Source organism: Scatolibacter rhodanostii, from assembly GCF_900197595.1.
Taxonomy (GTDB): Bacteria; Bacillota; Clostridia; order Oscillospirales; family Acutalibacteraceae; genus Scatolibacter; species Scatolibacter rhodanostii.
In genome coordinates this window covers 98,434-124,122 of record NZ_FZLO01000002.1, presented here as the reverse complement: position 1 = coordinate 124,122, position 25,689 = coordinate 98,434, and the positions used below count along the sequence as shown (strand labels likewise).

Below are 25,689 nucleotides of genomic sequence, written 5' to 3'. Positions count from 1 at the left end.
AAGAGGGTACAGACCGCATTTATTTGCTTGACGATTTTAATATTAGACGATATACTCAGGATAGGTGAGGAAATTGTATGTAATAGGAAAGCTAGAGGAGGAGTTAAAATGTCTGAAGCTATCGAAAACCTTAATATCAAGAAACTGGGATTTGGTTTGATGCGTCCCCCTATGATTGAAGGGGAAGTGGATGTTGAGCAAGTTAAGAAAATGGTAGATACGTATATGAGCAAAGGCTTTTCTTACTTTGATACGGCCTATGTGTATTTAGGAGGTAAGTCGGAGGAACTTCTAAAGGAAGCTGTCGTGAAAAGATACCCCAGAGAGAGTTTTCAGACAGCTGATAAATTACCCATTTGGGGCGAATGCAATAGCTATGAAGACATGGAGAGAATCTTTCATGAGTCATTGCAGCGGACAGGTTTATCGTTTTTTGATTTCTATCTTTTGCACTCCTTAGATCAGGAAAACTATCGCAAAACCGAGAAGTTGAAAGCCTGGGATTTTGTGGCAGATTTAAAAAAACAAGGCAAAGTCAGCCACATGGGATTTTCTTTCCATGATAATGCCGAACTGTTAGATGAAATTTTAACAGCACATCCTGAAGCTGAATTTGTGCAGTTGCAAATTAACTATGTAGATTGGGAAAACGATGTAGTTCAATCTCGTAAATGTTATGAAGTGGCACGTAAGCATAATAAACCTATTATCATCATGGAGCCGATTCGCGGTGGGGCATTAGCAGAAATGACACCAGATATTCAAACTTTGTTTAAAGAAGTCAACCCAGATGCTTCGATTGCTTCATGGGCTATGAGATATGCAGCTTCGCTAGAGGGAGTTTTGACGGTATTAAGCGGTATGTCTGACAGAGAGCAGATGGAAGATAATTGCTCTTATTTAGAGAATTTTGAGCCGCTTTCTGAAAGGGAATATCAGACAATTGGCAAGGCCGTAGATATTTTAAATAGTTTGCCGACCATTCCGTGCACAGCTTGTCAATATTGCGTAGATGGTTGTCCGATGAATATCAATATTCCGGGAATATTTGATGTGGCCAATTTTCGTACTCGTTACAACAATTTGGCCATTTCACAAAAACGATATACGGGTGTAATAGCAGAACGCGGCGCAGCTGCTGACTGTATTGCCTGTGGAGCATGTGAATCTCACTGTCCTCAGCATATTGCCATCATAGATGAACTCTCTGAAATTACGAAACTTTTTGCATAAAGCAGAATAACAAAGAGAACGATAAGAATGATTTTATTTATCATCTTATCGCTTTTCTTTGCTTTTTTTGAGTTGATATGATATAATATGACGTATTTTAAAGAAAAGATTAAGAATACATTAAGAATATATAAATTTTATTTAGGATGATATTTATAATGAAAATAATAAAGAAGTTAAAAAAGACAATTGTATTCTTTTTAAAAGTTACACTTTTTGCCTCTCTATTTGCAATTTTCTTTGGCATTTTTTCCATGGACAATCCTTGGCTTTTAGACCCTTCTAGAACGATGGGTATCACTATGGTAACCTTCACCGTGATGGGCATGGCCTTTATGTCGATTTATGGGGGATATGCCATTGGTCAGCAGAAAAGTAAGCCGATTATTTATTCGCTGACTTTGGCAACGATTATTACCGATTTAATTACCCACTTTGAGCTTTCTATTATGAACGCCGGTGCAGGTAAACACGGCCGTTTTGTTTATGAAGATCCTCATCTGCTTCTATTGGTGATTATCTTACAGATTTTAGTGATTATTGCTTTTACCTATCTAGGTAACTATATTTATTTTTTAATAGAGCCACCAGAAAAATGTTGTGTTATTGCTTCTTCAGAGTCAAGTTTAGGTCATGTTATCCCGAAAATAAATCGATTTAAAAAACAATATAATATAGTTTATAAGATTCACTATGGAAATAGAGCTGTTTTTGACAGAATAGATGAATGTGATACTGTATTTATTTATGATATACCAGAATCGCATCGAAACCGTTTTATAGACTACTGCTATCAAAACAACAAGCATATTTATTATAATTTTGAAATGGCTGATGTTGTGGCAATGGGTGGAAAATTTACGACAATTGATGACAAGTCTTTTGTTTGCCATACTGTTAAAGAGATGACGATTGAACAACGCGCTGTCAAAAGATTGATGGATATCTCTATTTCTTTGGTGGGTTTAATTGTTGCAAGCCCTATTATGTTGATTAGTGCCATTATTATCAAAGCTGAAGATGGTGGCAAAATCTTTTATCGTCAGAAACGCCTGACTAAATTTGGCAAAGTATTTGAGGTTCTAAAATTTCGTACGATGAAAGAAGAAAATTCCGTTCATAAGTCGGCGGCACAAGATGATGACCGTATCACAAAAGTGGGCAATGTTCTGCGCCGGTTCAGACTTGACGAGCTTCCTCAGTTGATTAATATTTTGTGGGGAGATATGACATTGGTTGGTCCGAGACCTGAAATGCTTGAAAATGTGGCGGAGTATACCTCTGATTTACCTGAATTTTCATACCGTCTAAGAGCTAAAGCAGGTTTAACGGGTCTTGCACAGATTAGTGGAAAGTACAATACTTCACCTAAAGACAAATTAGTGCTTGATTTGATGTATATTGAGAATTTTAGTATTTGGTCTGATATTAAAATTATCCTTCAGACAGTCACCGTATTTTTTAAATCATCAGAAAGTACAGAAGCTTTTGGTAAACAAGAAAATTATAGTTTTGATGATAAATGCGGTTCAGACGCAGAGTGATATCTTGAAATAAAATGATAGTATAACAATAAAGCCGGACTGAAGATTAAAAGCTTTGCAATAAAAAAGCTTTTGTTTTGAGTGTCGGCTGAATTGACATTTGACCTCTGGTTAGAAATTATAGTTGTTATGTAGAAAAGGCAGTTTATGTCTTGGCACGACCTCTCGGTATTTAAAATAAAGGTTAGCGGGTGATTTTTTGGAAAAACAGGCTGAAGAAAAGGGAATGAAACTAGGGATACATTTTGCATTACAGAAGAAGAATTGGATAGCTATGGTGGCTTATTTATTGCCATCAACGCTTCTGTTTGTTTTTTTTCCGTATCTGATAACACGTGCACATGTGTATCAAAAAGGTACGGTTGATGTATTGAAGGTCGGTATGTTTATCATACTGGGGCTAGTTGCCGGCTTCTTTCAACTTTTACAAATAGATGTTGGGAATAAGATTCGAAGACGGATTTCTCGCATTATGTTGTTTATATTGCCAGCACTGTCTATGATAATGGTCGAATATATTAACCATACCTCGGCTCTTTCTTTTGAAGAACCAGGGAAAATATTGGCGAACTATATTTGCTATTTGATGTTGTTTGCTGTTATCTACTTGATTTTCCGCCGTGCTGTGATTACCGGTTGGTTGGGAATGTTAATTTCTCTTATTTTTGGTATTGCTAACTATTATGTAATTATTTTTAGGGGTGACCCCGTTTTACCATGGGATATTGGTTCTTTGGGTACAGCCATGGAAGTGGCTGATCGTTATGAATTTGTCCTTACAGATGCGATTGCGTTGTTTTTTCTTTTTTCAGTTGCTCTGCTTTCCTTGTTTTCTAAAATGCAACCAGAGCATAAGAAAGAATCAATGCGCATGAAATTAGCAGAAAGAGGAGTAACGGCAGTTTTGGCACTGGGGTTGTATTTGGCCGTTATGCCGCTAAATGTCATGTCGTATCTAGGAATTGTTGTGGGTCCTTATAACCAAACAATGAGCAGTCAAAACACTGGTATGCTGGCTGGATTTTTAGCAAATATGCAGTTTATGATAGTTGAAAAACCATCTAATTATAGTGTCGAAACACTGAATAACATTAAAGACGAGATTGATGGACTGGAAGAACCATCTTTTTTGGGAGACCCAGGCAAAAAACCAACTATTATTGCGGTGATGTGTGAATCGATGACAGATGTGCTAACGACAAACCCAAATTTGGAGCTGTCTAAAGATAATATGCCTTTTATTCATTCTTTACAGAAAGATCCAAATGTAATTTCGGGCACGGCCTATTCTTCTGTATTTGCCGGAAATACTTGTGACAGTGAATATGAATTTTTGACAGGGAATTCAATGGCATTTTTCCCGATCGGCAGCAAACCGTATCAACAGTATGTTACGACACCGCAAGATTCGTTGGTGCAGACATTAGAACAATATGGTTATAATACGTTGGCAATTCATCCGGCTAACGGTGCTAACTGGCAGCGAGATCGAGTTTATGAAAACTTTGGTTTTGATCAGTTTACAGACTATTATACTTTTAAGACAGAAAAAGTGATGGAGCGTGGCTATACAGACGATGCTTCAAGCTACAATGAAGTAATCTATGAATATGAGAACAGAGATAAAGAAGAACCTCTTTTTACCTTTCTGATTACGTTGGCGAATCATGCCGGATTTGAATTTGAAGACTATCCTTCAACGGTAGAAATTATGTCTGGTGAAACGGATTTCTCGGCTGCCAATCAATATCTTACCTCTACGAACTCTTCTGACAAAGCGTATGAGATGTTGATTGAATACTTTGAAAAAGAAAAAGAACCTGTGGTTATTCTTTTCTTTGGCGATCATTGGCCTTTTGCAGGTACAAATGATCAGATGTCAGTACTATTAGATGCTCCGACTTTCCCCGACTTATCAAAAGAAGAGTTTATGCGTCGCCAAGAAGTACCTTATATCATTTGGGCAAACTATGATTTGGAACAACCAGAGACAGAGGTTACGAGTATAAACTATTTATCAAGTTTATTGATGCGTGCGGCTGGTTTGGAAAGTACGCCTTATCAAAAGTATTTGCATTATTTCAGTCAGTCATTGCCTGTTATGACCGGTGTGGGCGCCATTGATGAAAACGAAAATATCTATTGGCCTGACGAAGAAAAGCCATATGAAGATTTATTGAATGAATATGCCATCCTACAGTATAATAATGTATTTGATAAAGAAAATCATATGTCTGAGCTATTTACAGTGACACCTTAAAACACAAAATGCAAATAATATAGTTGAGATTGAAAGCCAGCGCTTAAAAAACGCTGGCTTTTTTAGATAGAATGGAATTTTGTAAAACCAATCATGAAAGACAAAAAAGAGGAATACTATTAATATAAGAATTGTTTACATTCAAAACTTGATTTTTATAGATTGAAAAGGTATCATAAAATTAAGATATTATAATTTGAGAGAGGTTTTTGCGATGTATTTACCGGTAGTTTTAATAGCAGCGATTTGCGTAATCATAGCTTTTTGGCTTTGGGCAATCGCACCAAATGTAGAACACAGGGGATTTTTGCAGAAACTTGCTAAGTTTGACTACGCGCATAGGGGACTTCATAATAATAAAAATGGAATACCCGAAAATTCATTGAAAGCCTTTCGCTTAGCGGCTGAATCTGGCTTTGGCATTGAGTTAGATGTTCAATTAACAAAAGATAATCAAGTTGTCGTTCATCATGACGCTGATTTGCGTAAAAGCGGCAAGGTCAATAAAAAAATATCTGAACTCACCTTTGCAGAGCTTCAAGCATTTTCTCTTTTCAATACAGAAGAACAAATACCTCTATTTTCAGAGACGCTGAAAGCAGTAGGAAGTCGTGTGCCGATTATTGTGGAAATCAAAGCCTATAACAATCCGGAGATTATTTGCCCATTGGTGGCCAAAATATTGCAAGATTATACGGGTCTTTACTGCATAGAATCCTTTGACCCTAGGATTGTTCGTTGGTTTCGGCAGAACCGACCGAATGTGGTGAGGGGCCAGCTTATGGGGAAATTAATCCCGTCTAATGAGCTTTCAGCTTTTGGTGCTTTTGCAGGAATGAATATGCTGACCAATTTTTTAACTAGACCTGATTTTGAAGCGTATGATTTTATTTTTAGAAATAATATTTCTTTACGATTGGCAAAAACGTTGCTTGGAATGCAAGAGGTTAGTTGGACATTAAGAAACCCAGAGGACTATGCGATTGCGAAGAATGATGGCGCCATTTGTATTTTCGAGGGTTTTGTTCCGAACCAACCGCAAACCGACGGTAAAAAGTCTATTTTTGAGGAAGCACGAACCGCAGCGGCTGCTTTGATTACCGTTAAAAATTAGAAAATAAGATCATATATACAGTTTTTCGACACTCAAAATAAATTTAAATTCAATGAAATAGATAATTGGAAGAAACTTTCTTTAAGAAAGTTTCTTTTTTTGCATAAGAGCCGCATTTGGATAGAAAATAATAGTAGCTTAAATTTTACCTATCAATTAAATCGATTTGATGGGCATGAATAAGTTCTATTATTTTGCAAAAAATAGAACTATTCTATCAGATGAGGTGATGTTGTGAAGATAACTTCTAAAGAACAATATGGAGAAATGGTAAAACTAGAATCTCCGAATTCGAATTATTTTAAAAATAGTTTAATGGCGTTTTTATTTGGCGGGTCTATTTGCACCTTGGGGGAGTTTTTTTGCCAGCTCTATTTGAGTTGGGATATGGAATTAAAAGAATCTCGAACGCTTGTTGCGATAACGCTAATTTTTATAGCGGCTGTTCTAACAGTTTTAAAGGTATATGATAAAGTCGCAAAGTATGCCGGAGCTGGTATTGTTGTGCCTATTACAGGTTTTGCCAACTCTGTGGTGGCTTCTGCCATAGAATTTCGCAGTGAAGGATTTGTAATGGGATTAGGCGCCAAAATTTTTAGCATTGCGGGTCCCGTACTAGTATTCGGCATTTCTTCTTCAGTGCTTTATGGCATTATACTTTATGTAATTAAGCTTGTACAGGGGGGTTAAAATGAAACGGATTGGCAGATATACATTGGAATTAGAAACGAAGCCGCGCATTTTAGCCAGTGCAGCATTAGGAGGAAAAAAAGAGTCAGAGGGACCGCTTAGACAAGATTTTGACCAAACTTTCAGTGATACCATGATGGGTACAAGTTCCTGGGAGCAAGCGGAGGCCATCATGCAGAAAGAAGCTTTGGGGCTTGCTATTGCCAAAGCAGGCATTACAGCAGAGGACGTAGATTTAGTTTTTGCAGGAGATTTGCTGAACCAGTGCATTTCATCGACATTTGGCTTGCGTGATTTTAACATTCCTTTTTTAGGTCAATATGGAGCCTGTTCAACAATGGCGCAAACACTTTTAATGTCTTCATTAATGGTGGAATCAGGAGCTGCGCGGATTGCCGCAGCAGTTACATCTTCTCATTTTTGTTCGGCAGAAAGACAATTTCGACTGCCACTTGAATATGGAGGGCAGCGAACACCGACAGCACAGTGGACAGCGACCGCTTCTGGAAGTGCCATTGTGACGAATAGAGGAGAAATCCAGATAGAACATGTCATGCCGGGGAAGATAGTTGATTTGGGAATTAAGGATGCGGCCAATATGGGTGCTGCGATGGCGCCGGCAGCAGCAAACAGCTATGCAGATTATTTTAAGGATACAGGAACATCACCGCAGGACTATGATGCGATTTTTACGGGTGATCTTGGAAAAGTTGGTTCAAGTCTTTTAGAAAAGCTGCTTTTGGAAGAAGGAATTAACATCGCCGGCAAGCACAAAGATTGTGGGCTTATGATTTATGATTTGGAGGGGCAAGATGTTCATGCAGGCGCCTCTGGCTGCGGTTGTTCTGCTTCGGTGCTTTGCGGACATATCTTGAAAAATATGCGTGATAAATCGGGAAAATACAAAAATATACTTTTTGCAGCAACTGGCGCATTGATGTCACCGACCTCCACACAGCAAGGTGAAAGCATCCCTGGCATTGCTCATATTGTGCACTTGCGAACATGTCAAGATTTGACATAAAAGTTGGAATAAGTCGAAAAAAGACTAAATTGTTGTTAAAAACAATAAAATTTATTAGAAAAATTTTTACAGTTTCTAAAAAATGCCCAAAGTATCTTGACATCTCAAAAAGAGAATGCTATACTGATTACAATATTCTGAATGTACGAACTTGAACTCACATTTGTATGTAAGTCATTGTCCGTTTATGATTTACATGATGTGAGTTTTCTATTTGTCAGAGGGAGAATATAATATTACTTGGAGGTGCCGGTTTATGAATAACGGTACAGTTAAATGGTTCAACGCAGAAAAAGGATATGGCTTCATTTCTAATGATGACGGCGGCGAAGATGTTTTTGTACATTTCTCAGCAATCATTTCTGAGGGATACAAATCACTTCAAGAAGGTCAAAAAGTTACTTTTGACACTGAAGTAGATCCTAAAAACAGCTCAAAATACAGAGCAACAAACGTTGTTCCAGTTGTTTAAGTTTTGAACCTCAAGAATTTCTCACTCTTGTGAAAAATCCTTTTTGTGAAGGTGAACCCCTTGGCGTATAGCCGGGGGGTTCACCTTTTTTGCATTCATCAAGAAAATTTAACAAAAAGTTATCTTACAATTAAAAATCAGTTTAATAAAAAACAGCATAGAATTGTGATTTTATCACCACTCTATGCTGTTTTTTTTATTTTGTTAGGAAGATTCAACAGCAAAATTTACATAGTACAAAGAGTAAATTCATTTTATGGGAGGATACTAGATAGGGATAACATTTTGTAGGTATCGTTTGTGCTTAGCATAACGTGCATGATAGTTTAGAGGTGATCATTTGTCCTATGAAAATTTAGATTTGTTGATTTCTAAAAGTAAAAGCTCAAGAACTTATTTTTTGTCTTTGCCGATATCGTTGCAGATGACATTGCATGAGCAAGGGGAGTTTATTCATACAGCTTTTGATTTACGCAGACAGGTTAAAGCAGTAGAAGAATATCAGAGACTCTCAAGCCTGGATATAATGAATTCGAATTTTAAAAGTTAATAGGAAAGCTAAAAAGCAGTGCAAAGAACATACCGATTTTGTTCTTTGCACTTTTTAATTGTGGTCGATCTTGAAATATTTGAAGGAGCAGAAAAAAGAAAAAAGCTATAAATGTTTTCTTTTCGGTGAAAAATCGACTGAACTGAACAAAAGCTTATAAATTTATCAAGCCGAGTTATACAAAATTTGACGAAGTTCAAATGATAAAATACTGAACTAGGGACAAATTTAAAAGTAATAGAATTCTATGCACAAACAAGACAAATACTTTTAAGAATCGACTTTTTTACCGTCTCTAAAAAGTAACCAAAGAAAAACTATATTTAAAAAAGTTGGCATAAATGTGGTGTCTCTAACGTATGAAATAGTAAGTAGAGCCTGTTCGGAGGAAAGCTCCGCTAAACATCTTGAAGGTATACATTTTATATGGACTCATTCTTTAGCGAGAGGGGAATATATCTGTGACAAAGTGGAAAAGAAGAAAGAAATTAAAGTTCGGCAAAAAAGTGTTTTCTCTTATCATGGTACTGCTCATAACAATTTCTGCTGGAACACCGTTGGTCTATGCAGAAGGTTTGCAGGATAAAGAGGAAAGTCAATTAGGAGAAATAATAGAAAAGCTTCCGGCAGAATCCGCAAGCTCATCACCCACAAACTTAGAATCTGAAATACCACAGCAATCAAGTCAAATAGAAGAAAATACAGAAAAAAAGAGTGTTGAACCAGCAGCAGAACAATCGGAAACCGTAAATAAACCGAGCCCAAAAACGGAAGTATCTGGTAAGAATTCTGAGGTTCAAGGACAAAATTCTGAAATAAAAAAGGACTTGCTTAGCGTTGATATTTCTCCCTATATTACTGGAATGAAAATAGAGAAAAAAGAGGGAGATCAATATATACCTGTGTTAGACCCAAGCAAGGATATTTATGACAAAGATGAAATTCAAATAGAAATTAACTTTGATATTGAAAACGGAAAAGTAACGACTGACAATCCTGTAGCCATTCTTAAATTGCCCACACAAGGAATTAGTTGGTCAGAAAATCAGAGTGGTGCGATTAAAGAAGGTTCTGTGATAGTCGGTCAATATGAAGTGAAAAATAATGAAGTAGTTCTTACATACAAGCAGGAATTTTTAGAATCGAGACCTGAATCACGTATTGCAGGAAGTTTTTATATGCAAGGACAGGCAAGTCTGCAAGAGGGCGGAGAAGGAACTTGGATTATCATTGGTGAAGGAGAATATCGTTTTCACGTTAATCCAATTCCAGAAGAAAAACGCACCGATGTGAAAATAGAGAAATGGCTGAATGGTGACCAGGCAGATGATAAAGCAAACTATATGGTTAAGGTCTCTTCTGTAAAAGGAACCAAAGGAACAATCAAAGTCATGGATAGTTTACAGCATGAAAAGATTGCTTATGATACAGAAAGCTTTCAAATTGTCAAAAAGAAAGCAAGCGGTGAAATAGATACAAGCTTTTCTGCTGAAAAACCTGAAATTACAACAAATGAAGGAAAACAAAGTTTTATCTATGAAGCACTTCCTGCACTGGCAGCAGGAGAATCTTATGAAATTACGTATACGGCGGTTCTTCAAGAAGGCTTCTTTTTAGGCAAGGATGGGAAGCCGATTAATGGAGAAATAACGGTTGAAAATAAAGCGATAGCACAAAGTGGTCCGAATAATGACAACTCTTCTACTACGATTACTTTCAAGAATAGTATTATCAGCAAATCAGGATGGTATAGCAAAGAAACCAATAAAATAACGTGGACAATCACGCTTAATCAGAGTAAGCAGGATATTAATGGTTGGTGGCTTCAAGATATTTTAAAAGAGGCAGGCACAAACATTGGTTTATCAAATGTAAAAATAACAATTAAAGATGCTGGGAATCGAGTGATAAAAGATAATATCCAACTTCCTTATCAGTTTACAGATATGCCCAAGGATAAAATCTATATCACTTATGAAACAGAAGTTACCAAAACAGAAATTGGCGAACAAGTGCTTTACGAGAACCAAGGAAAGGTAACGGATGAAGATGATAACGATTATACATCAGATTATCCGGTGATTGCTAAACCTGATTACCAGACCAAAAAAGCAGAAAATGTAACCACGAAAATCAGAGAAGGCGAAAAATATACTTGGACGACTACTCTAAAAATGCCAAAGCTGAATGACACGGGCAATAGCTTTTCATACATAGATACAGCAGGTGACCACCTTTATTTTACGGGAGACACTTTTGGATCATTTGAAATTAAGGCGACAAAAGGAAATCAATCTGTTTTACTGGCACAAGAAGATTACACGTTGCTTTTTTATGAGGCAGCCGATGCAGCAGGGAGCTCGTATACACGACAAGAGTTGATTGAGAATTCTGATTTGCAGCTGAAATCGTTTAAAATTGTGCTTACAAACCCCGATATGATTTTGAAATCATATGACCAACTTCAATTTTCGTATGGCACTTATGCAGATTACAGTTGGATTGAAGACAGAGGAGATACGGAATTTGTAAACACAGCCAATTTTACGATAAACGGCAAGACAGAAGTAGATGTCGCTAAAAAAACACATACTGTTGAGTATGCGCTGGTAAAACAGGCGAGCCCAACAGGGTCAGGGGCAACATCTTATCAAGAAGAATCTTTTAAAGTAAATTATGGTGACATTCAAAATACACTTTATTATCGTCTTTTAGTGAATTTGGATGGATTGCAGGAAGGTGATTTATTACTAATAGATTCTTTACCGGCCGGAACAGAATTTGTAGAAGAATCTTTTAAAGCTTCTTTCTACGGAAGTGATCACTACGAATATGACTATAATTGGACCACCAAAAAAGACATAAAAGATTTAGTATCTTATGAGATGACAGATAATAATCAGCTGCAAATTCAGATTCAAGAAGGATATGGAGAGAGTGCGGTTGCTATTTATTATCAACTGTCAATCGCCGAAGATGCAAACTGGAAAGATTTCATCAGTAAAACTGTTACCTATCAAAATACAGTAATCATGGGTGAGTTTTCTGGCAGTCAAAAGGTTGAAGTAGAGAGAGAAGTTAAAACAATAGACAAATTCGGTGAGCAGCAAGATGAAAATGATATTCTCTATCGAATTATTATTAACCCCAATGCAGATGATTTGGACAAAAATTCAAATGTGCTTACCCTTACAGACCAGCTAACAACTGTTACTGCTAATTTAAGACAGCTTTATCTAGTGCCGAATTCAGCAAGACTCTATTACTATGATGCATCGAATGAGCAAAATGGTTATAAAGGACACGAGCTGCTGCCGGGGTATTTTAATTTTAATCATGATGGGGCTACTTATAAAACCAATTTTACAGTGCCTGACAGCACGGCTTTAGTACTGGAGTATCACTATTACTTTGAACCAATTCGGACAGGTGTCGATGTTACTATGGACAACAGCATTGAACTCAAAGGAGTAGGTAAAGGACACGGAGATAAAGACAAAACAATTATTGACACTTCAAAAAGTGGAGCAACGTCCTATAAATTCCAGCTTACCTTATACAAAACAGACAGCGAGAATTATCAGAAAAAGCTTTCAGGAGCGGAATTCTCTCTCTATAAAATAAAAGCGGATAATTCAAACCAAGGATGGGAACTGGTAACCAATCAGGCAAAGTCGGATGAAAATGGAAAAATTCTTTTTAGACCGATACCAACGCAAGGTGCTGTTGGGGCAAATCCCAATATTGATGTGATAGAACAATCGCAGGATATTCTCTATAAATTAGTAGAAACCACTGCACCGGAAGGATATGATTTAGAGACAGCAAAGCCTCTTTATTTTGTTTGGTCACCTAGCCAGACACAGAGCATTGATGAGAATAAAGAGGCAATTATAAATCTGATCAATCGTTTAAAAAATTCTCTGGGAGAAGAAAAAGTAACGGCAGAAAATATCAAGGCATTCATTAAAGGCGGCGGAGAACTGTTCTTACCCAACGAATATAAAGTGCTAAAAGTTGAAAAATACTGGAGTGATAAAGTAGGAAAACCAATAGAACCCGTGGTTGAGGATATTCAGGTTCAGCTTTACCGACAAGAGACTCGTCCGATAGGGCATACGGTTACCATTCAAGCTGAATCGACAAATCCCAATCTTTCGCAGACCAAAACTATTTTGGTGGCTCCCGGGTCAACCCTAACAGTAGAAATTGAAACAAATTATAACAGCTTAAGTTGGAATGTACTTAAAAATCAAAGCTTTATAGAAAAAATTGAAAATCCGTGGGATAAAACTTTTTCGTATACAATTCCGACGATCACAGAAGATGTGGCGTATAAGTTTGATGCCTTAAGCTGGCTGAATCAGATAGATATAAAACTTTCTGACTATACAAATCCAGAAAACGAAGCAGGAGAAAAGGAAAAAGTGGGAGAACCTGTTCATCTCACAAAAGAAAATGGTTGGCAGTATGCTTGGGAGAATTTAGAGAGAACAAACCCTGAAGGGAATAGTTATTACTATTCTGTAGAAGAAATAGGAATTCCAGCTGGTTACATAGCGGTTTATCAAAATAATGGAATTCCGAAAGGTACAATCAGTATTACAAATATTTGGGAAGCGGAACAGGCAGAGCTTCCTGAAACAGGTGGCATAGGAGATGCTTTCTACCACTTGGCGGGTATAGCTATGGTAATTTCCAGTTTGATTTTGGGATTGTATGCAAAGTCAAAACGGAAAAATAGAAAACAATTAACCAAATCTTAGCGCAGTCAGAAGAATTTGTTCAAACAAACGAGGAGGAAGAAGCATGAAAGTAATCGGAAAAAAAATATCCGCATTTTTCTTAGCAATGTTAGTTGTTATGAGCATGGGCATGATAGTATCAGCGGGCGCTTTAGTCGGCAGTATCAAGATTAACGCTAAAGACGGGCAGAGCCTAATGGGAAAAGATTTTTCCTATTATCGCATTTTAAATGCCAGTGTAGCACTAAGCGGAGAAGATTCTCAGCCTAAAATTTCTTATACACTAAATCCGGTTTTCGAAAATATCTTAAAGACAGTGACAGAAAAAGAAGAAGAGGAAGAAATTTTAGCCTACATACAAGCGCTGACGGAAGAAGCTAAAGTTCGGGAATTTGCCGATGAGGTTCGCTTAGCTATTCGTCAGGCAGTGGAAGATGGAACAATTGGTGTAGGAGACTATGGGACAATAACAGCCCAACAAGATGACTTTGTATTGATTGATGAACTGCCATTTGGTTACTATTTGGTAGACGAAACCAATCAAACGGGGGGAGCAGCTTCTCTCTGTATGCTAGATACGGCTATGAGTGATACCGAAATTACAATTAAGTCAGATTATCCATCTGTAGAGAAAAAAGTATTCGATGAAGAATATAAAAATGCCGAAGCGACAGAGATATATGGTGAAGGATTTAATGATGCGGCAGATTACCACATCGGTGATGAAATTCCCTTTGCTTTTTATAGTAAAGTGCCGGATATCACAGGATATAAAAAATATGAGATGACTTTTTATGATGAAATGAGCGACGGGCTTTCTTTTATTTATAATAGCAAAGCCGATATCCGCATAACAATTGGCGACATTGTATTGCAGGATAATCAATTCGATGTCTCTACTGACGTTGTAGGTGCTACTTTTTCAGTGACTATTCCTAACTTAATGACGATTGCGGGCATTCAAACAGGCGATGAGATTGAGATTTCTTATAAAGCCGAATTAAATGAAGATGCTGTGATTGGCATTGTGGGAAACCCCAATGAAGTTTGGCTTTCTTATAGTTCAAACCCCTATTCGACCACAGACAAAAAAGAAACACCGCGAGATAAAGTGGTGGTATTCACTTTTGGTGTAAATGTAAATAAAGTGGACGGAGAAAGTGAAAACGCCGATACAAAGCTAGCCGACGCTGAATTTAAACTATACCAGGTATGGGGAAATAATCCGGAAAATCGTACGGAAGTAAAGGTGAAAGAAATTGTAGCAGGCGCGAAGTATGTAACAGGCGGCGAGGGTGATGTAATTAAAAGTAATGGAACAGATGAAATACTCATCAGCGGTCTTGATTCAGGAACGTATTTGTTGGAAGAAATAGAAGCGCCTGACGGATACAACAAACTAAAAGAGCCTATCAGAATTTTGATTCAGGCAGAATATGAGGAAGAAATCAGACAAATTTGGACCGGTGCCACAACTGAAATCTTGACCAATATCGCTGCACAGGTTGGCGAAGTAAATACAACAGTTGAAGCTGGAGTTGTAAAAGTGGAAGTGAAAAACTTTTCAGGTAAAGAGCTTCCTTCAACCGGTGGGGTAGGAACAGTACTGTTTACAGCTGGCGGAACGGTTCTTATGGCAGGAGCAGCAGCAATGTTTTTGAGAATGCGTAAAAAAGAAAGAGACTAAGAGTAACTTTGAAATCTCAATCAAGCAACAATTGTTTTTTGAAATCAACCATGCAATAGCAGGGTTAAAGGATGTTTATATAAAGGAAAGGAATGGAGTACCTTGAAGAGAAAAATATTCACAGCTATTTTGGGCATTGTTTTCTTAGCAGGGGCATCCATTCTCCTTTATCCTTCTATTAGTAATTGGGTTAATCAAAAAAGTCAAAGTCAGGCGGCCGCCGTCTATTTAGGCGAAGTGGAAGAAATGGATGAAAAAGATTATAGCAAAGAAAAGGAACAAGCAGATCAGTATAATCAATATTTGCGAAAAGAATATCAGTCATTGAGTGAAGCTAACATTGTTGAAACTAAGTCGAGAGAACTAAAATATGACAATATACTAAATATTGGAGAAAACGAAATTATTGGAGTTTTAGAAATTCCGGCTATTAAAGTGTATCTACCTATTTATCATGGCACAGAAGATAATGTGCTGCAAGTTGGAATCGGTCATTATATTGGCTCATCTTTGCCAATAGGCGGAGAAAGTACCCATGCAGTGCTGACTGGACATAGAGGTTTACCCTCTGCAAAGTTATTGACAGATATTGATCAATTGGTGGAAAAAGATTTTTTTTATATCCATGTACTCGATGAAACATTAGCATATGAAGTAGATAACATTGAAACGGTTTTGCCTTCAGAGTTAGACAGTATGGACATTACGGAGAATAAAGATTATGTGACTTTAGTGACCTGTACACCCTATGGGATTAATACACATAGATTACTGGTTAGAGGAAAACGAATTCCTTTTACGAATCAAGCGCAGGCAGTGATAGGCGAAGTTGAAAATAATGAGCGACAAGAAAATGCTTTATGGATACTTGCTTTTTTAATACCAATCATTTGTTTTTATATCATGAGAGTCGTTTACCGCAAACAGAAACTGCCTGAGTTAAAACACCAAATGAATGGAAAAGGAAAATTCTATAAATAAGCAAACAAGAAAATGGAAAAATGGAACACAACCTTATTTTAAAGATACTGAACGGAATAACTTATTTTTAAAAAGTAATTTGATAGCTTTTAGCAAGCAAGTCTTTCCTATAGATGGATGAAGAGAGATGTGGGGGAACATATGAAACATAAATTGGCAAAAAGATTTCAAAATTGCATTTTTCCAATGATACTCATGTTTTTTTTACTGAGCGCCATGCCAGTATCAGCAGACTCTCTGTATGAAAGAGATAGAATTGGCAGTGTTAAGATAGAATTGGCAGAATTGGGTACACCTAAGGAGAATGTAGAGTTTTCTCTCTATCAAGTAGGTCTTCCGGTAGAAAACACAACTTTGCAATTTGAACTCATTCACGAGTTTTCAGATACTAAAATTGATTTAAATACGCTCATTTATGGGAAACAACAGCGGCAGGCTTCTCAAAAATTAGCCAATAATCTGCATGGAAAAAAGCCGATGGCACAAAAATTAACAGAGAAAAATGGGGTAGCCAATTTTGCGGATATAGAGCAAGGGGTTTATTTAGCTGTTCAAACAGAAGAAAGCCAGTATGGAACAGTGGAACCATTTTTGATTTATCTACCTCTTTACACAAAGGACAGTGAATGGTTATATGATCTTGAAGTATATCCCAAAGCAGAAAAAAGCAATTTTATTCCCACGCCTACACCGGTAGTGCCTGATAAGCCGACAGGAGGAAAAATTGTACAAACAAGCGATTCATTCAATCGCGAGGGTATGATATCTTTGCTTTTACTATCATTTGCAGCAGTAATAGCTTTGCTCGCTGTAAAGAAAATACTGTTTAAAAATAATAAAACCGATAAAGGATAAAATAAATATTTGAGTTCGTTAAAGAGGACTGTGTGTTATAGAGAAAAGGATAATTCCTCCAAATAGGCTTTCCACAAATCGGGAGTAAAGTCGATAGGAGAAGTATCCTGTTCAGATAGTTCTTCTTGCAAGATATTATAGATAGCGTCACTGCAAAAATAGTGAACTTTTTCATAACTAGTATCAGAAGAAGTGGTATAAACAATGCTAAACTGAGGAAAGCAAAAAATGGCCGCTTTAGGGGAATCTGAGCTAAGAATTTTTACTTTGTGGTTCTCAACACCATCCACAAGGGATTCAAGTCGAGCTAGATAGTCGATTCGTTTATCCAGTGGAATATGCATGGTAGAGACAAAAGGGACAGATAAGTTGCCAGACAGGCAGAAGTGCTGCAACGTATCTTCAGAAATATAAAATAAAGTTTGATCAAGTGAGATTTTTTGAAATAGGCTAAAAATACCGCTGTTCATTACACTAGAAGCATCTAATGTTTCAATCTCTTCTTTTTTTAATAAATAGCCAGCGGGAATTAGGTTGTAAACCGCCTTGACAGGGGTTGCCAGTAACTCGGAAAGTAAATTAGGTGAATTGGCGATTGCAAGGCGGCCTTCTTCACGAGTATAACTTATCTTTTTTGCTCCTAAATTCATAAGGTGGTTAAAAAAAACAGTCAGGTAACTTTTATGTGTGATAAAAGTCATTAGAGGTGTACCATCAAGTTGAGAGCTGAAAGTGAGCAAGCAGTATCCTTTTACAAGCAAAAAGGTTGGCTCAATTTTGTTAGCTGTCTCCCAGTAGTTGGTGTTGAGGGCACCCTGTAAATTTATGACCGTGTTAATGATATGAATATTGTTTTGATGAGCAGATTCAAAAGTAGGTATATCAAAGAATTGATTCAATACTAAATTTTCTTTATTAAACTTAAAAACAATGAGACGTTTAAAGATATCAGGGAAGAGAGATTCAAATAAAGGCAGTGTACTGAAAAATTCTAAAAACTCATTTCGAGTGTTTTTAACATAATCCGACAAAATTATACAAAACATGTTTAGAATGGTTTTCCTGCCCAAAAAAGAAGATCCCTTATCATGATATTCAAGACTATGATTGATTTCAAAAGCATAATCACAGTCAAGGCTATATTCAATAGCCGCTGTTAGAAAAGCTGTAAGCTCAGATTGTGAAGTAAAATCATAGATTACGGGAAAGGTATTTTCAAATTTAAAGTGGCAGCCTTGGCAAAAGATAAGGTCTGAAAAGTATTGTCCGGCTTGGCGACTAAAAAACCTCTTTTCTTTCATGACGGGTAGGCGATTACCTGTTAGGATTTTACTTAATCCGCTAGGGGTCATATTCATGAATAAAGCAAAATCAGTTTTTGAAATATGAGCAATGAAAATTAATTCTTTGAGCAGCGAACTCGTTTTATGAGCGACATTTTTCATTTTCTTCTCCATTCAGTTTTTATTTTTACCATTATAACTAGATTTATAACAACTTGCTTTCCATAAATAGAAATTTTATTTTTAAAAATTTCTATTTATGGAAATTTTATATGTTTTCGTAGACCAACAATTCAAGCGGAAAAATTTAGTTTTCGGTATAATTTTACATGGTATAGGTACTGTATAACTAATCTGGAAATAAATGGTAAAAAAGAAAGACTTTACTAAAGCGCAAAATGTATAGCAGAGACGTTTTTTAAAACCTTATGAGTGCAGTATGCATTGGTAAGAAATAAGCGATTTCTAGCATGACTGATTAGTTGTAGCACAGCAAAGATATTATGCGGTAAAGGACCATATTTGAGTCAGAAAAAATTATTTGAGTAGGAGAGATTAAATGATGAAGAAGAACAAAAAACATTGGCTTCTTAGCAGCGTACTGGCATTAGCGATTGTGTTTAATTCGGTATTGCCAATTGGCGCTGTAGAGCCCAATAATCCTTCAGCACCAGAAACGGTGACAACAGGGCAAGTTGAGCCCTCGGATATTCCAGTGCCAGAAAAAGAAAATGATGATGCTAAAAAAGATAACCCAGATGCAGGGGCTGAAGAAGTGAACAATCAGGCTTCTTCCGCACAGCCTGAAGAAGCGGTTGCCGATACGCAAAATAGAGGTACTGCTGACGTAAGTCCATCTGCGTTAATGGTTCCCTTGGATGCACCAACCGAAGGCGAAAATAGGAGTAATCTTCTAAAAAGCCCAGTTATTGGTTATCGATATGAAGACGGGAATAGAGAAGAAATTCCTGCTAAGGGGCCAATTGACCGGACCAGACCTATTAAATTGACGATTTCATTTGGTGTGCCGGTTGAGGCAACGGCTGCCGAGGGTGAGCAAATTGTTCATAAAGGTGATTATGCCGTTTTTGAGATTGATGATAAATTCAAGCTCATGACCAATACCAATGAAAATTTAATGTTTGGCGGCTTAAAACTAGGTACGCTACATAGCGATGCAACTTCAACATATGTTGTATTTGATGGAGCTGACAGCATTTTTAATGGGGAAGATCTGTCTATTGAAAATGTTAAAGGCGAAATCAGCCTTTCTCTGAAGTTCGATGAAAGCAGTGTGGATTACGGTGATGTTGATGAAGAAGGAATTAGCCTAATTAAAGTAGGCGACTTTGAATCACCCAAAATTCCGATTAGTGAACAAAAAACGACCATTGACTTATCAGTAGTAAAAACAGGTGAGGTAACAAGTAAAGCAGATCGTACGGTTACATGGACTGTGAAGCTTTCTGCCCTTACAAAGTATTATGACGGACATACCAAAAAGCTAAGTCTTGCGGGTATGGAATTTTTTGATGATTTGGCCGCTAATGGTAAAGATGCAGGTGAATATGTAGACGGATCTTTTAAAATTGATGGGGATACTATTTCACCACAACCAACAGTGAGTGATAATCAAATTTTATATACATTCCCTCAAGATTATTTAGATTCAGAAGCTGTTGTTACATTCGAGACTAAATTCCCTGAAACAGCGCAATATGTTGGCTGGAACGGATATAACAAAGCTGGTCTGCGTACTACGGATGAAGATGACCAGCCAATAGAAAAAACGGATGATGAGCCTGTAACAATCCAACCTTTCAAATGGTTTGAGAAAACGGGTAAGCTCACAAGCAGTGGTTGGAATGACACTAAGACAGAGTATGACCCCGAGAATCGTGAAATTACATGGACGATTATCGCCAACCATGAAGGTGCGTCACTTGACAACGTAGTTATCACCGATTTAACGCAAAAAACTGGCTCGAAAATGGAGTTTGTATCAGCAACTCTTGAGAAGGTTGAAAAAGTCGAGGGTGTATGGAATTCAACCGGAATGATTGAGGATTATAATGAAGAACCAAGTAACGGCAAATATAAAATTGCCTCAGTTAATACGCCTATTCGTTTGACTATTGTGACAAAGGTAACCGATACGTCACCTACAGGCACATTTAATGTCAACAATGATGCTGAAATTACTTGGGACGGTTTAGGCGATTACAATCCAGATGGAAAATATGTAGGCAACGATAGCGTATCTGTTGGTTATGCTGCTATTGACAAAAAAGGTGAACTGATTGATAAAAAATCAGAGCGCTCTGTAAAATGGACCGTAACTGTGAAACCCGGTAATCAGTCAAATTTGAATCAGCTAAAAGTATATGATTTGTTGATTCATCGCGGGAGTTTTACAGCAGAAATTGAAAGCCGACTTTTGGTATTAGGACTTTCACAATCAGAAATCAATACGTTAAAAGAAAAGTACCAGAACAATAATAATGTCTACCAGAAATACGCAGGCGAGTTTGTTGATATTGGGAATGTGGGATTATCAGATAATGTTCAACCCATTTATGATGGAAATGGTAATCTCCTTGCTGATTTGCTGACAGTCACTGGTTTTACAACCACGGTTGACCAATCTTTCAGCTTTGAAACCACAGTAACAAATCCTGAGATTTATGCGGCAAATGCCGAGAAGACCGTTTATAACACCGCATTTTTGTATAATGGTACAGACTATCGCGGAAAAGCTTCTAATAATGTAAAATACAATACGAATCTGCTTTCAAAAGAAGTGTTAGATAGAGCGGCATTAGATGCAGACAAGAACATTACAGACCCAAACCAAGATACAAAAGACGCCAATAAAGCTTTTGATTATCAAGATAAATCTGTTATCTTCCGTTTAAGCATTAACGCTGATGGATTAGATTTATCAAGTGACGGTAAAGTTACTGTAACAGATTTACTACCCCAAGGTTGGGAACTCGCTGAAATTGAATCTGGAAAAGATTTCTTGATTTACGAAGGCGAAACTAAAGCAGTGGGCAGCAAAGTTGTTAAAGCAAAATTGCCATTGACTGAAGCAACAGGAGTAGTTGGATTTGCAAAGTCTACCTATGATGCTGCAAGCAGACAGAAGTTGGAATTTGTTTTTGCAGACGGCTTGGGAAAAGATGAAACCTATGTTATTTTAATCAAAGCAAAGCCAACTGAAGCAACTTTAAAGACTTATTTTTCAGACAATCAAAATATTCCTACTATTAAGAATGATTTGACACTGCAAGCAGAGGACTGGCCAGATGACCGCAAATTAACAGCTGATCAAAATGTCCAAATTTCAAGAACTATTTTGGATAAAAAAATGGAGGCACCATATGGCGGATATGCTGGTGTTGACGGTGCTGTTAAGTGGACAGTAGAATATAAGCCTTATAATCTTGATATTAAGGGAAAAGTAATTACAGATAAGCTGCCTGAAGGTTTGGATATGCGTACAGATTCTAAAGGTAACTTAATATTTGAGGATAATATTTCTGTTCAAGAGTTAGAGTTGAAGGCTGACGGCAGCTATGTAGAAGTCGGTGAACCGTTAGACATTGAAGAGCTGAAACAAGTTATTACCTATAACTTGAAAGACAGAGAGCTCAAATTCGAAATTCCGGAAAGCAATCAAGCATATCGTTTCGTTTATATGACAGATTATACTGGAGAAGAGGGAGCTAATCTCTTTAACGAGGTTCGCCTTGATGGCACAGGCAGTGCACATGATACAAGCAAGAAAGTACCTTTCAATATTCAGTATGCCAATGCTTCTGCTTATTTAGAGAGAAGTGGTTGGGTTGAAATTCAAAAGACAAACGGTGCAACCGGTCAGTCTTTGGATGGAGCAGAGTTTGCTATCTTCACCACCAATAATGACGGTGAAGCAACCGATACCGTCTTCAGAAGCGGAATAACGGTAGCCAATGAAGGTAAATTAATTCTTCGCGGTTTAGCTGTCGGTGAATACATCTTGAAAGAGACAAAAACTGCAGGCCCGCAGTTTGTTTTAGATGGCACTGAATATCGAATTGTTGTAACACAAGAAGGCGGAGAAGGACGAATTGTTACAGCAGTCGATGAAAAAACAGGTGCAAATTCGAACAAAATTAAGGTTGCAAACTATCCTGTGGGCACAGCAGGACATCTAACTGTCGGTAAAACCGTGACCAGTTATGATAACGATACATCAGGTGAATTTAACTTCACTTTGGCACTGGAGAGCAATAATACAGCTACCTATCGCTACAAAAAAACAACAGCGACAGGTGATATGACAGGTGAATTACTACCGAATGCAAATGGTCAATATACATTTACACTAAAACATAATGAAAATTTGACCGTGCTAAACATTCCTAAAGACACAAAATATACAGTAACAGAATCAGCAGATGTTAGATACAATACAGAATTTACTGTAAATGGTGACAATGAAGATACTGCTTCTGGTACTATTGCTGCTGATGAAACGCAAGAAGTTGAATTTATCAACACAAAAAGAGAACTAGGCAGCTTAGAAATTTCAAAAACAGTTGTCGGTGATGCTGAGCCGAATCAAAAGTTTGGTTTCACTGTTCATTTCTTAAATGCTAATAACTCTGCCAATGAAGATTCTTATCAGCTTCAGGGAGTTGAAGGCAAGACCACCATTAAGAGCGGTGATAAAATCAATCTTGGCAATGGTGAGACGGCCACAATTAACTATATCCCCAAAAATATCAAGTATACTGTGACAGAAGATTCAACCAATGGGTTTAAAACACATGTGAACGGCCAGGCAGAAGAATCAAATACAGCGGCCGGCACAATTGCAGCTGACGATACACAAGAAGTTGCCTTTACCAACACTGTGTTGCAATACCATAACCTAACGATTGAAAAACAAGTTATCGGTGATTTGTTAGACAGTGATTATACAAGACAGTTTAACTTTGCAGTAACCTTTGATGGTCGTGGTAAAGATGGCACGTATAATTACGAAAAAACAGTTGGCGATGTAACGACGACAGGAACGGTTTCGAACAGCAACAATACGTTCACGTTAGCACATGGTGAAACTGTTGTAATTAAAGACTTGCCAGAAGGCACAACCTATGTAGTAACAGAAGATGACTACACCGGTGAAGATTATGAGACCGAGGTTGTCAATGGAACAGGTGAAATCACAACGCAAGATGGCAAGACAGTTTCTTTCACCAATGATAAAAAGACGGCTTCATTAGTTATTACTAAATCGGTAAGCGGCAATGCAGCTGATGAAAATCGCAAGTTTGAATTCACAGTAGAATTTAGAAACAGCAATGGTGATTTAAATGAAACAGCCTATCCTGCTTCTGGCGTAGAAGGTATTACAGAAGTAAAGAGTGGTGACAATATCTATTTAGCACACAATGAAAGCCTTGCAATTGTTGGCTTGCCGAATGGTGCAACCTATACAATTACAGAGACCGACTATAGTGACGAAGGCTATGTTGTAACCGCAGAAGATAATATGGGTACGCTGGTTAAAGAAGAGATTGCGACAGCTTCTTTTGTCAACACAAAAGATGTTGGTAGTTTGACAATTCATAAAACAGTTTCTGGTAATGCGGCTGATGATCAAAAGAAGTTTGCATTCACAGTTGAGTTTAATGCTGTTGGAGAATATGCTTACACCGGAGTTGGTGTAGAAGACGGAACCATTCGAAGCGGAGATGTAATCGAGCTGGCACACGGTGAGAGCATTACCATTCATGGTTTACCACAAGATGCAACATACAACGTAACCGAAGAGGACTATAGCAATGACGGTTATGTGACAGAAACTACAGGTAATGAAGGAATTATTGACAAAGATATTCCTGCAGAGGCTGAGTTTATAAACACAAGATATTCAGCTTCCCTGAAGATTCAAAAAACAGTAACTGGCGTTGTATTGCCAAGTGACTATGAGGTTCCGTTTGATTTTGCCATTGCTTTTGGCGGCAGAGGGGCAGAGCAAACTTATAATTACGAAAAAACTTTGGCTAACGGCGAAAAAGTAACAGGTACTATCTCTAATGAAGAAAATACCTTTACACTTGCTCATGACGAGAGTATTGAAATTTATGACGTATGGGCAGGCACAACATACGAAGTAACTGAAACACCGCACGATGGTTATTACACTGCTTACCCAACCTTGAATGGTGAGATTACAGATGTCGACACAGTTGTGAACTTTAATAACGTGAAAGAAACAGGTAATCTGCTCATTACTAAAATGGTAGAAGGCAAATCAGCTGATCAGACTAAGAAATTCGACTTTACCGTTGAATTTGATGCTGAAGGTGAATATGCTTATACCGGAGTAGGGGTAGCAAACGGCACATTGAAGAGCGGCAATCAAGTCTCCCTAGCACATGGCCAAAGCATTACCATCAACGGATTGCCGGAAGGCACAAAATATAAAGTGTCAGAGGCTGATTATAGTGCAGAACATTACACAATGACAGCTGAAAATGCAGAAGGAACCATTGTCGATAAAGCAGTTTCTTCCGCAAAGTTTGTGAATGCTAAAAAAGTCGGCGACTTGAAGATTGAGAAAACAGTTGCTGGCAGTGGAGCAGACAAAGACAAGAAATTTGACTTTACCGTTAAATTTGATGCTAAAGGTGAATTCGCATATATCGGAACTGGTGTTGAAAACGGCACACTCAAGAGCGGTGACAAAATTTCTCTGGCAAATGGACAGAGCATTACAGTTCAAAATCTGCCAGCAGATGTAGAATACACCGTAACTGAGGCTGACTACACGAAAGAAGGCTACACAGCGAAAGCAACAAATGCATCAGGAAAAATTTCTGACGCCGAAACAAAAACAGCTTCTTTTGTCAACACAAAAGACAGCAAGAAAACAACTACCACACCGCAAACAGGCGACAATGGTCAAATGGGAGCGTGGCTTGTAGGATTGGGAGTATCTTCATTAGCACTTGTTACATTGTTGATGATGAAAAAACGTTCTGCTCCTACAGGAAGAAGATATAGAAAAAATAGTTAAATTGTAGCAAGTTAAAAAAGGCTGTGACAGGTAAATCCTGTTTCACAGCCTTTTTGTTTTTTAAATAATAATGAATTAAAAATACAATCTTAAAAAAGTTTGATTATTACAAGGTAAAGATTCTAATCCTATCTCGTGAAATAAAATGAATAATTTTTTGCTTAGCGTATAAAATAAAA

The 25,689-nt window shown here is 37.4% G+C and carries 13 protein-coding genes; 12 read left to right on the top strand and 1 reads right to left on the bottom strand.

What is annotated here, in order from left to right; translation table 11 throughout:
- Window positions 1-108: 108 nt before the first annotated feature.
- From CS931_RS05140 to CS931_RS05085, 11 genes are all read left to right on the top strand, one after another.
- A complete protein-coding gene (locus CS931_RS05140; RefSeq protein WP_099204712.1) occupies window positions 109-1,233 on the top strand; it encodes an aldo/keto reductase in 1,125 nt (374 codons plus the stop codon).
- Between the two features lie 158 nt (window positions 1,234-1,391).
- The gene (locus CS931_RS05135; protein WP_159459740.1) at window positions 1,392-2,777 is read left to right on the top strand and encodes a sugar transferase; all 1,386 of its coding nucleotides are present in this window, start codon (window positions 1,392-1,394) and stop codon (window positions 2,775-2,777) included.
- A 199-nt stretch (window positions 2,778-2,976) separates the two neighbouring features.
- Window positions 2,977-5,037 carry an LTA synthase family protein gene (locus CS931_RS05130; protein ID WP_099204710.1) on the top strand — a complete coding sequence of 687 codons (2,061 nt, stop codon included), beginning with the start codon at window positions 2,977-2,979 and terminating at the stop codon, window positions 5,035-5,037.
- Window positions 5,038-5,251: 214 nt separating this feature from the next.
- The gene (locus tag CS931_RS05125; RefSeq protein WP_099204709.1) at window positions 5,252-6,151 is read left to right on the top strand and encodes a glycerophosphodiester phosphodiesterase family protein; all 900 of its coding nucleotides are present in this window, start codon (window positions 5,252-5,254) and stop codon (window positions 6,149-6,151) included.
- A 234-nt stretch (window positions 6,152-6,385) separates the two neighbouring features.
- Window positions 6,386-6,841, top strand: a complete 456-nt coding sequence (gene spoVAC, locus CS931_RS05120) for a stage V sporulation protein AC (protein ID WP_278277654.1) — start codon at window positions 6,386-6,388, stop codon at window positions 6,839-6,841.
- 1 nt (window position 6,842) lies between these two features.
- Complete coding sequence (gene spoVAD, locus CS931_RS05115; RefSeq protein ID WP_099204708.1) at window positions 6,843-7,865, top strand: stage V sporulation protein AD; 1,023 nt, start codon at window positions 6,843-6,845, stop codon at window positions 7,863-7,865.
- Between the two features lie 256 nt (window positions 7,866-8,121).
- A complete protein-coding gene (locus tag CS931_RS05110) occupies window positions 8,122-8,337 on the top strand; it encodes a cold-shock protein (protein WP_099204707.1) in 216 nt (71 codons plus the stop codon).
- A 1,011-nt stretch (window positions 8,338-9,348) separates the two neighbouring features.
- Entirely contained in the window at window positions 9,349-13,653 is a 4,305-nt protein-coding gene (locus CS931_RS05100) for a SpaA isopeptide-forming pilin-related protein (protein WP_099204705.1), read from the top strand.
- 43 nt (window positions 13,654-13,696) lie between these two features.
- Window positions 13,697-15,319: a SpaH/EbpB family LPXTG-anchored major pilin gene (locus CS931_RS05095; RefSeq protein ID WP_099205125.1), complete on the top strand. Its 1,623-nt coding sequence runs from the start codon at window positions 13,697-13,699 to the stop codon at window positions 15,317-15,319.
- A gap of 102 nt (window positions 15,320-15,421) precedes the next feature.
- Complete coding sequence (locus CS931_RS05090; protein WP_099204704.1) at window positions 15,422-16,300, top strand: class C sortase; 879 nt, start codon at window positions 15,422-15,424, stop codon at window positions 16,298-16,300.
- A 141-nt stretch (window positions 16,301-16,441) separates the two neighbouring features.
- Window positions 16,442-17,155: a pilin N-terminal domain-containing protein gene (locus CS931_RS05085; protein WP_099204703.1), complete on the top strand. Its 714-nt coding sequence runs from the start codon at window positions 16,442-16,444 to the stop codon at window positions 17,153-17,155.
- 35 nt (window positions 17,156-17,190) lie between these two features.
- Here the strand turns inward: CS931_RS05085 and CS931_RS05080 are convergent, their stop codons facing one another.
- Window positions 17,191-18,600 carry a hypothetical protein gene (locus CS931_RS05080; protein ID WP_099204702.1) on the bottom strand — a complete coding sequence of 470 codons (1,410 nt, stop codon included), beginning with the start codon at window positions 18,598-18,600 and terminating at the stop codon, window positions 17,191-17,193.
- 397 nt (window positions 18,601-18,997) lie between these two features.
- Between CS931_RS05080 and CS931_RS05075 the strand changes: the two genes are divergently transcribed.
- Complete coding sequence (locus CS931_RS05075; RefSeq protein WP_099204701.1) at window positions 18,998-25,510, top strand: prealbumin-like fold domain-containing protein; 6,513 nt, start codon at window positions 18,998-19,000, stop codon at window positions 25,508-25,510.
- Window positions 25,511-25,689: the final 179 nt, after the last annotated feature.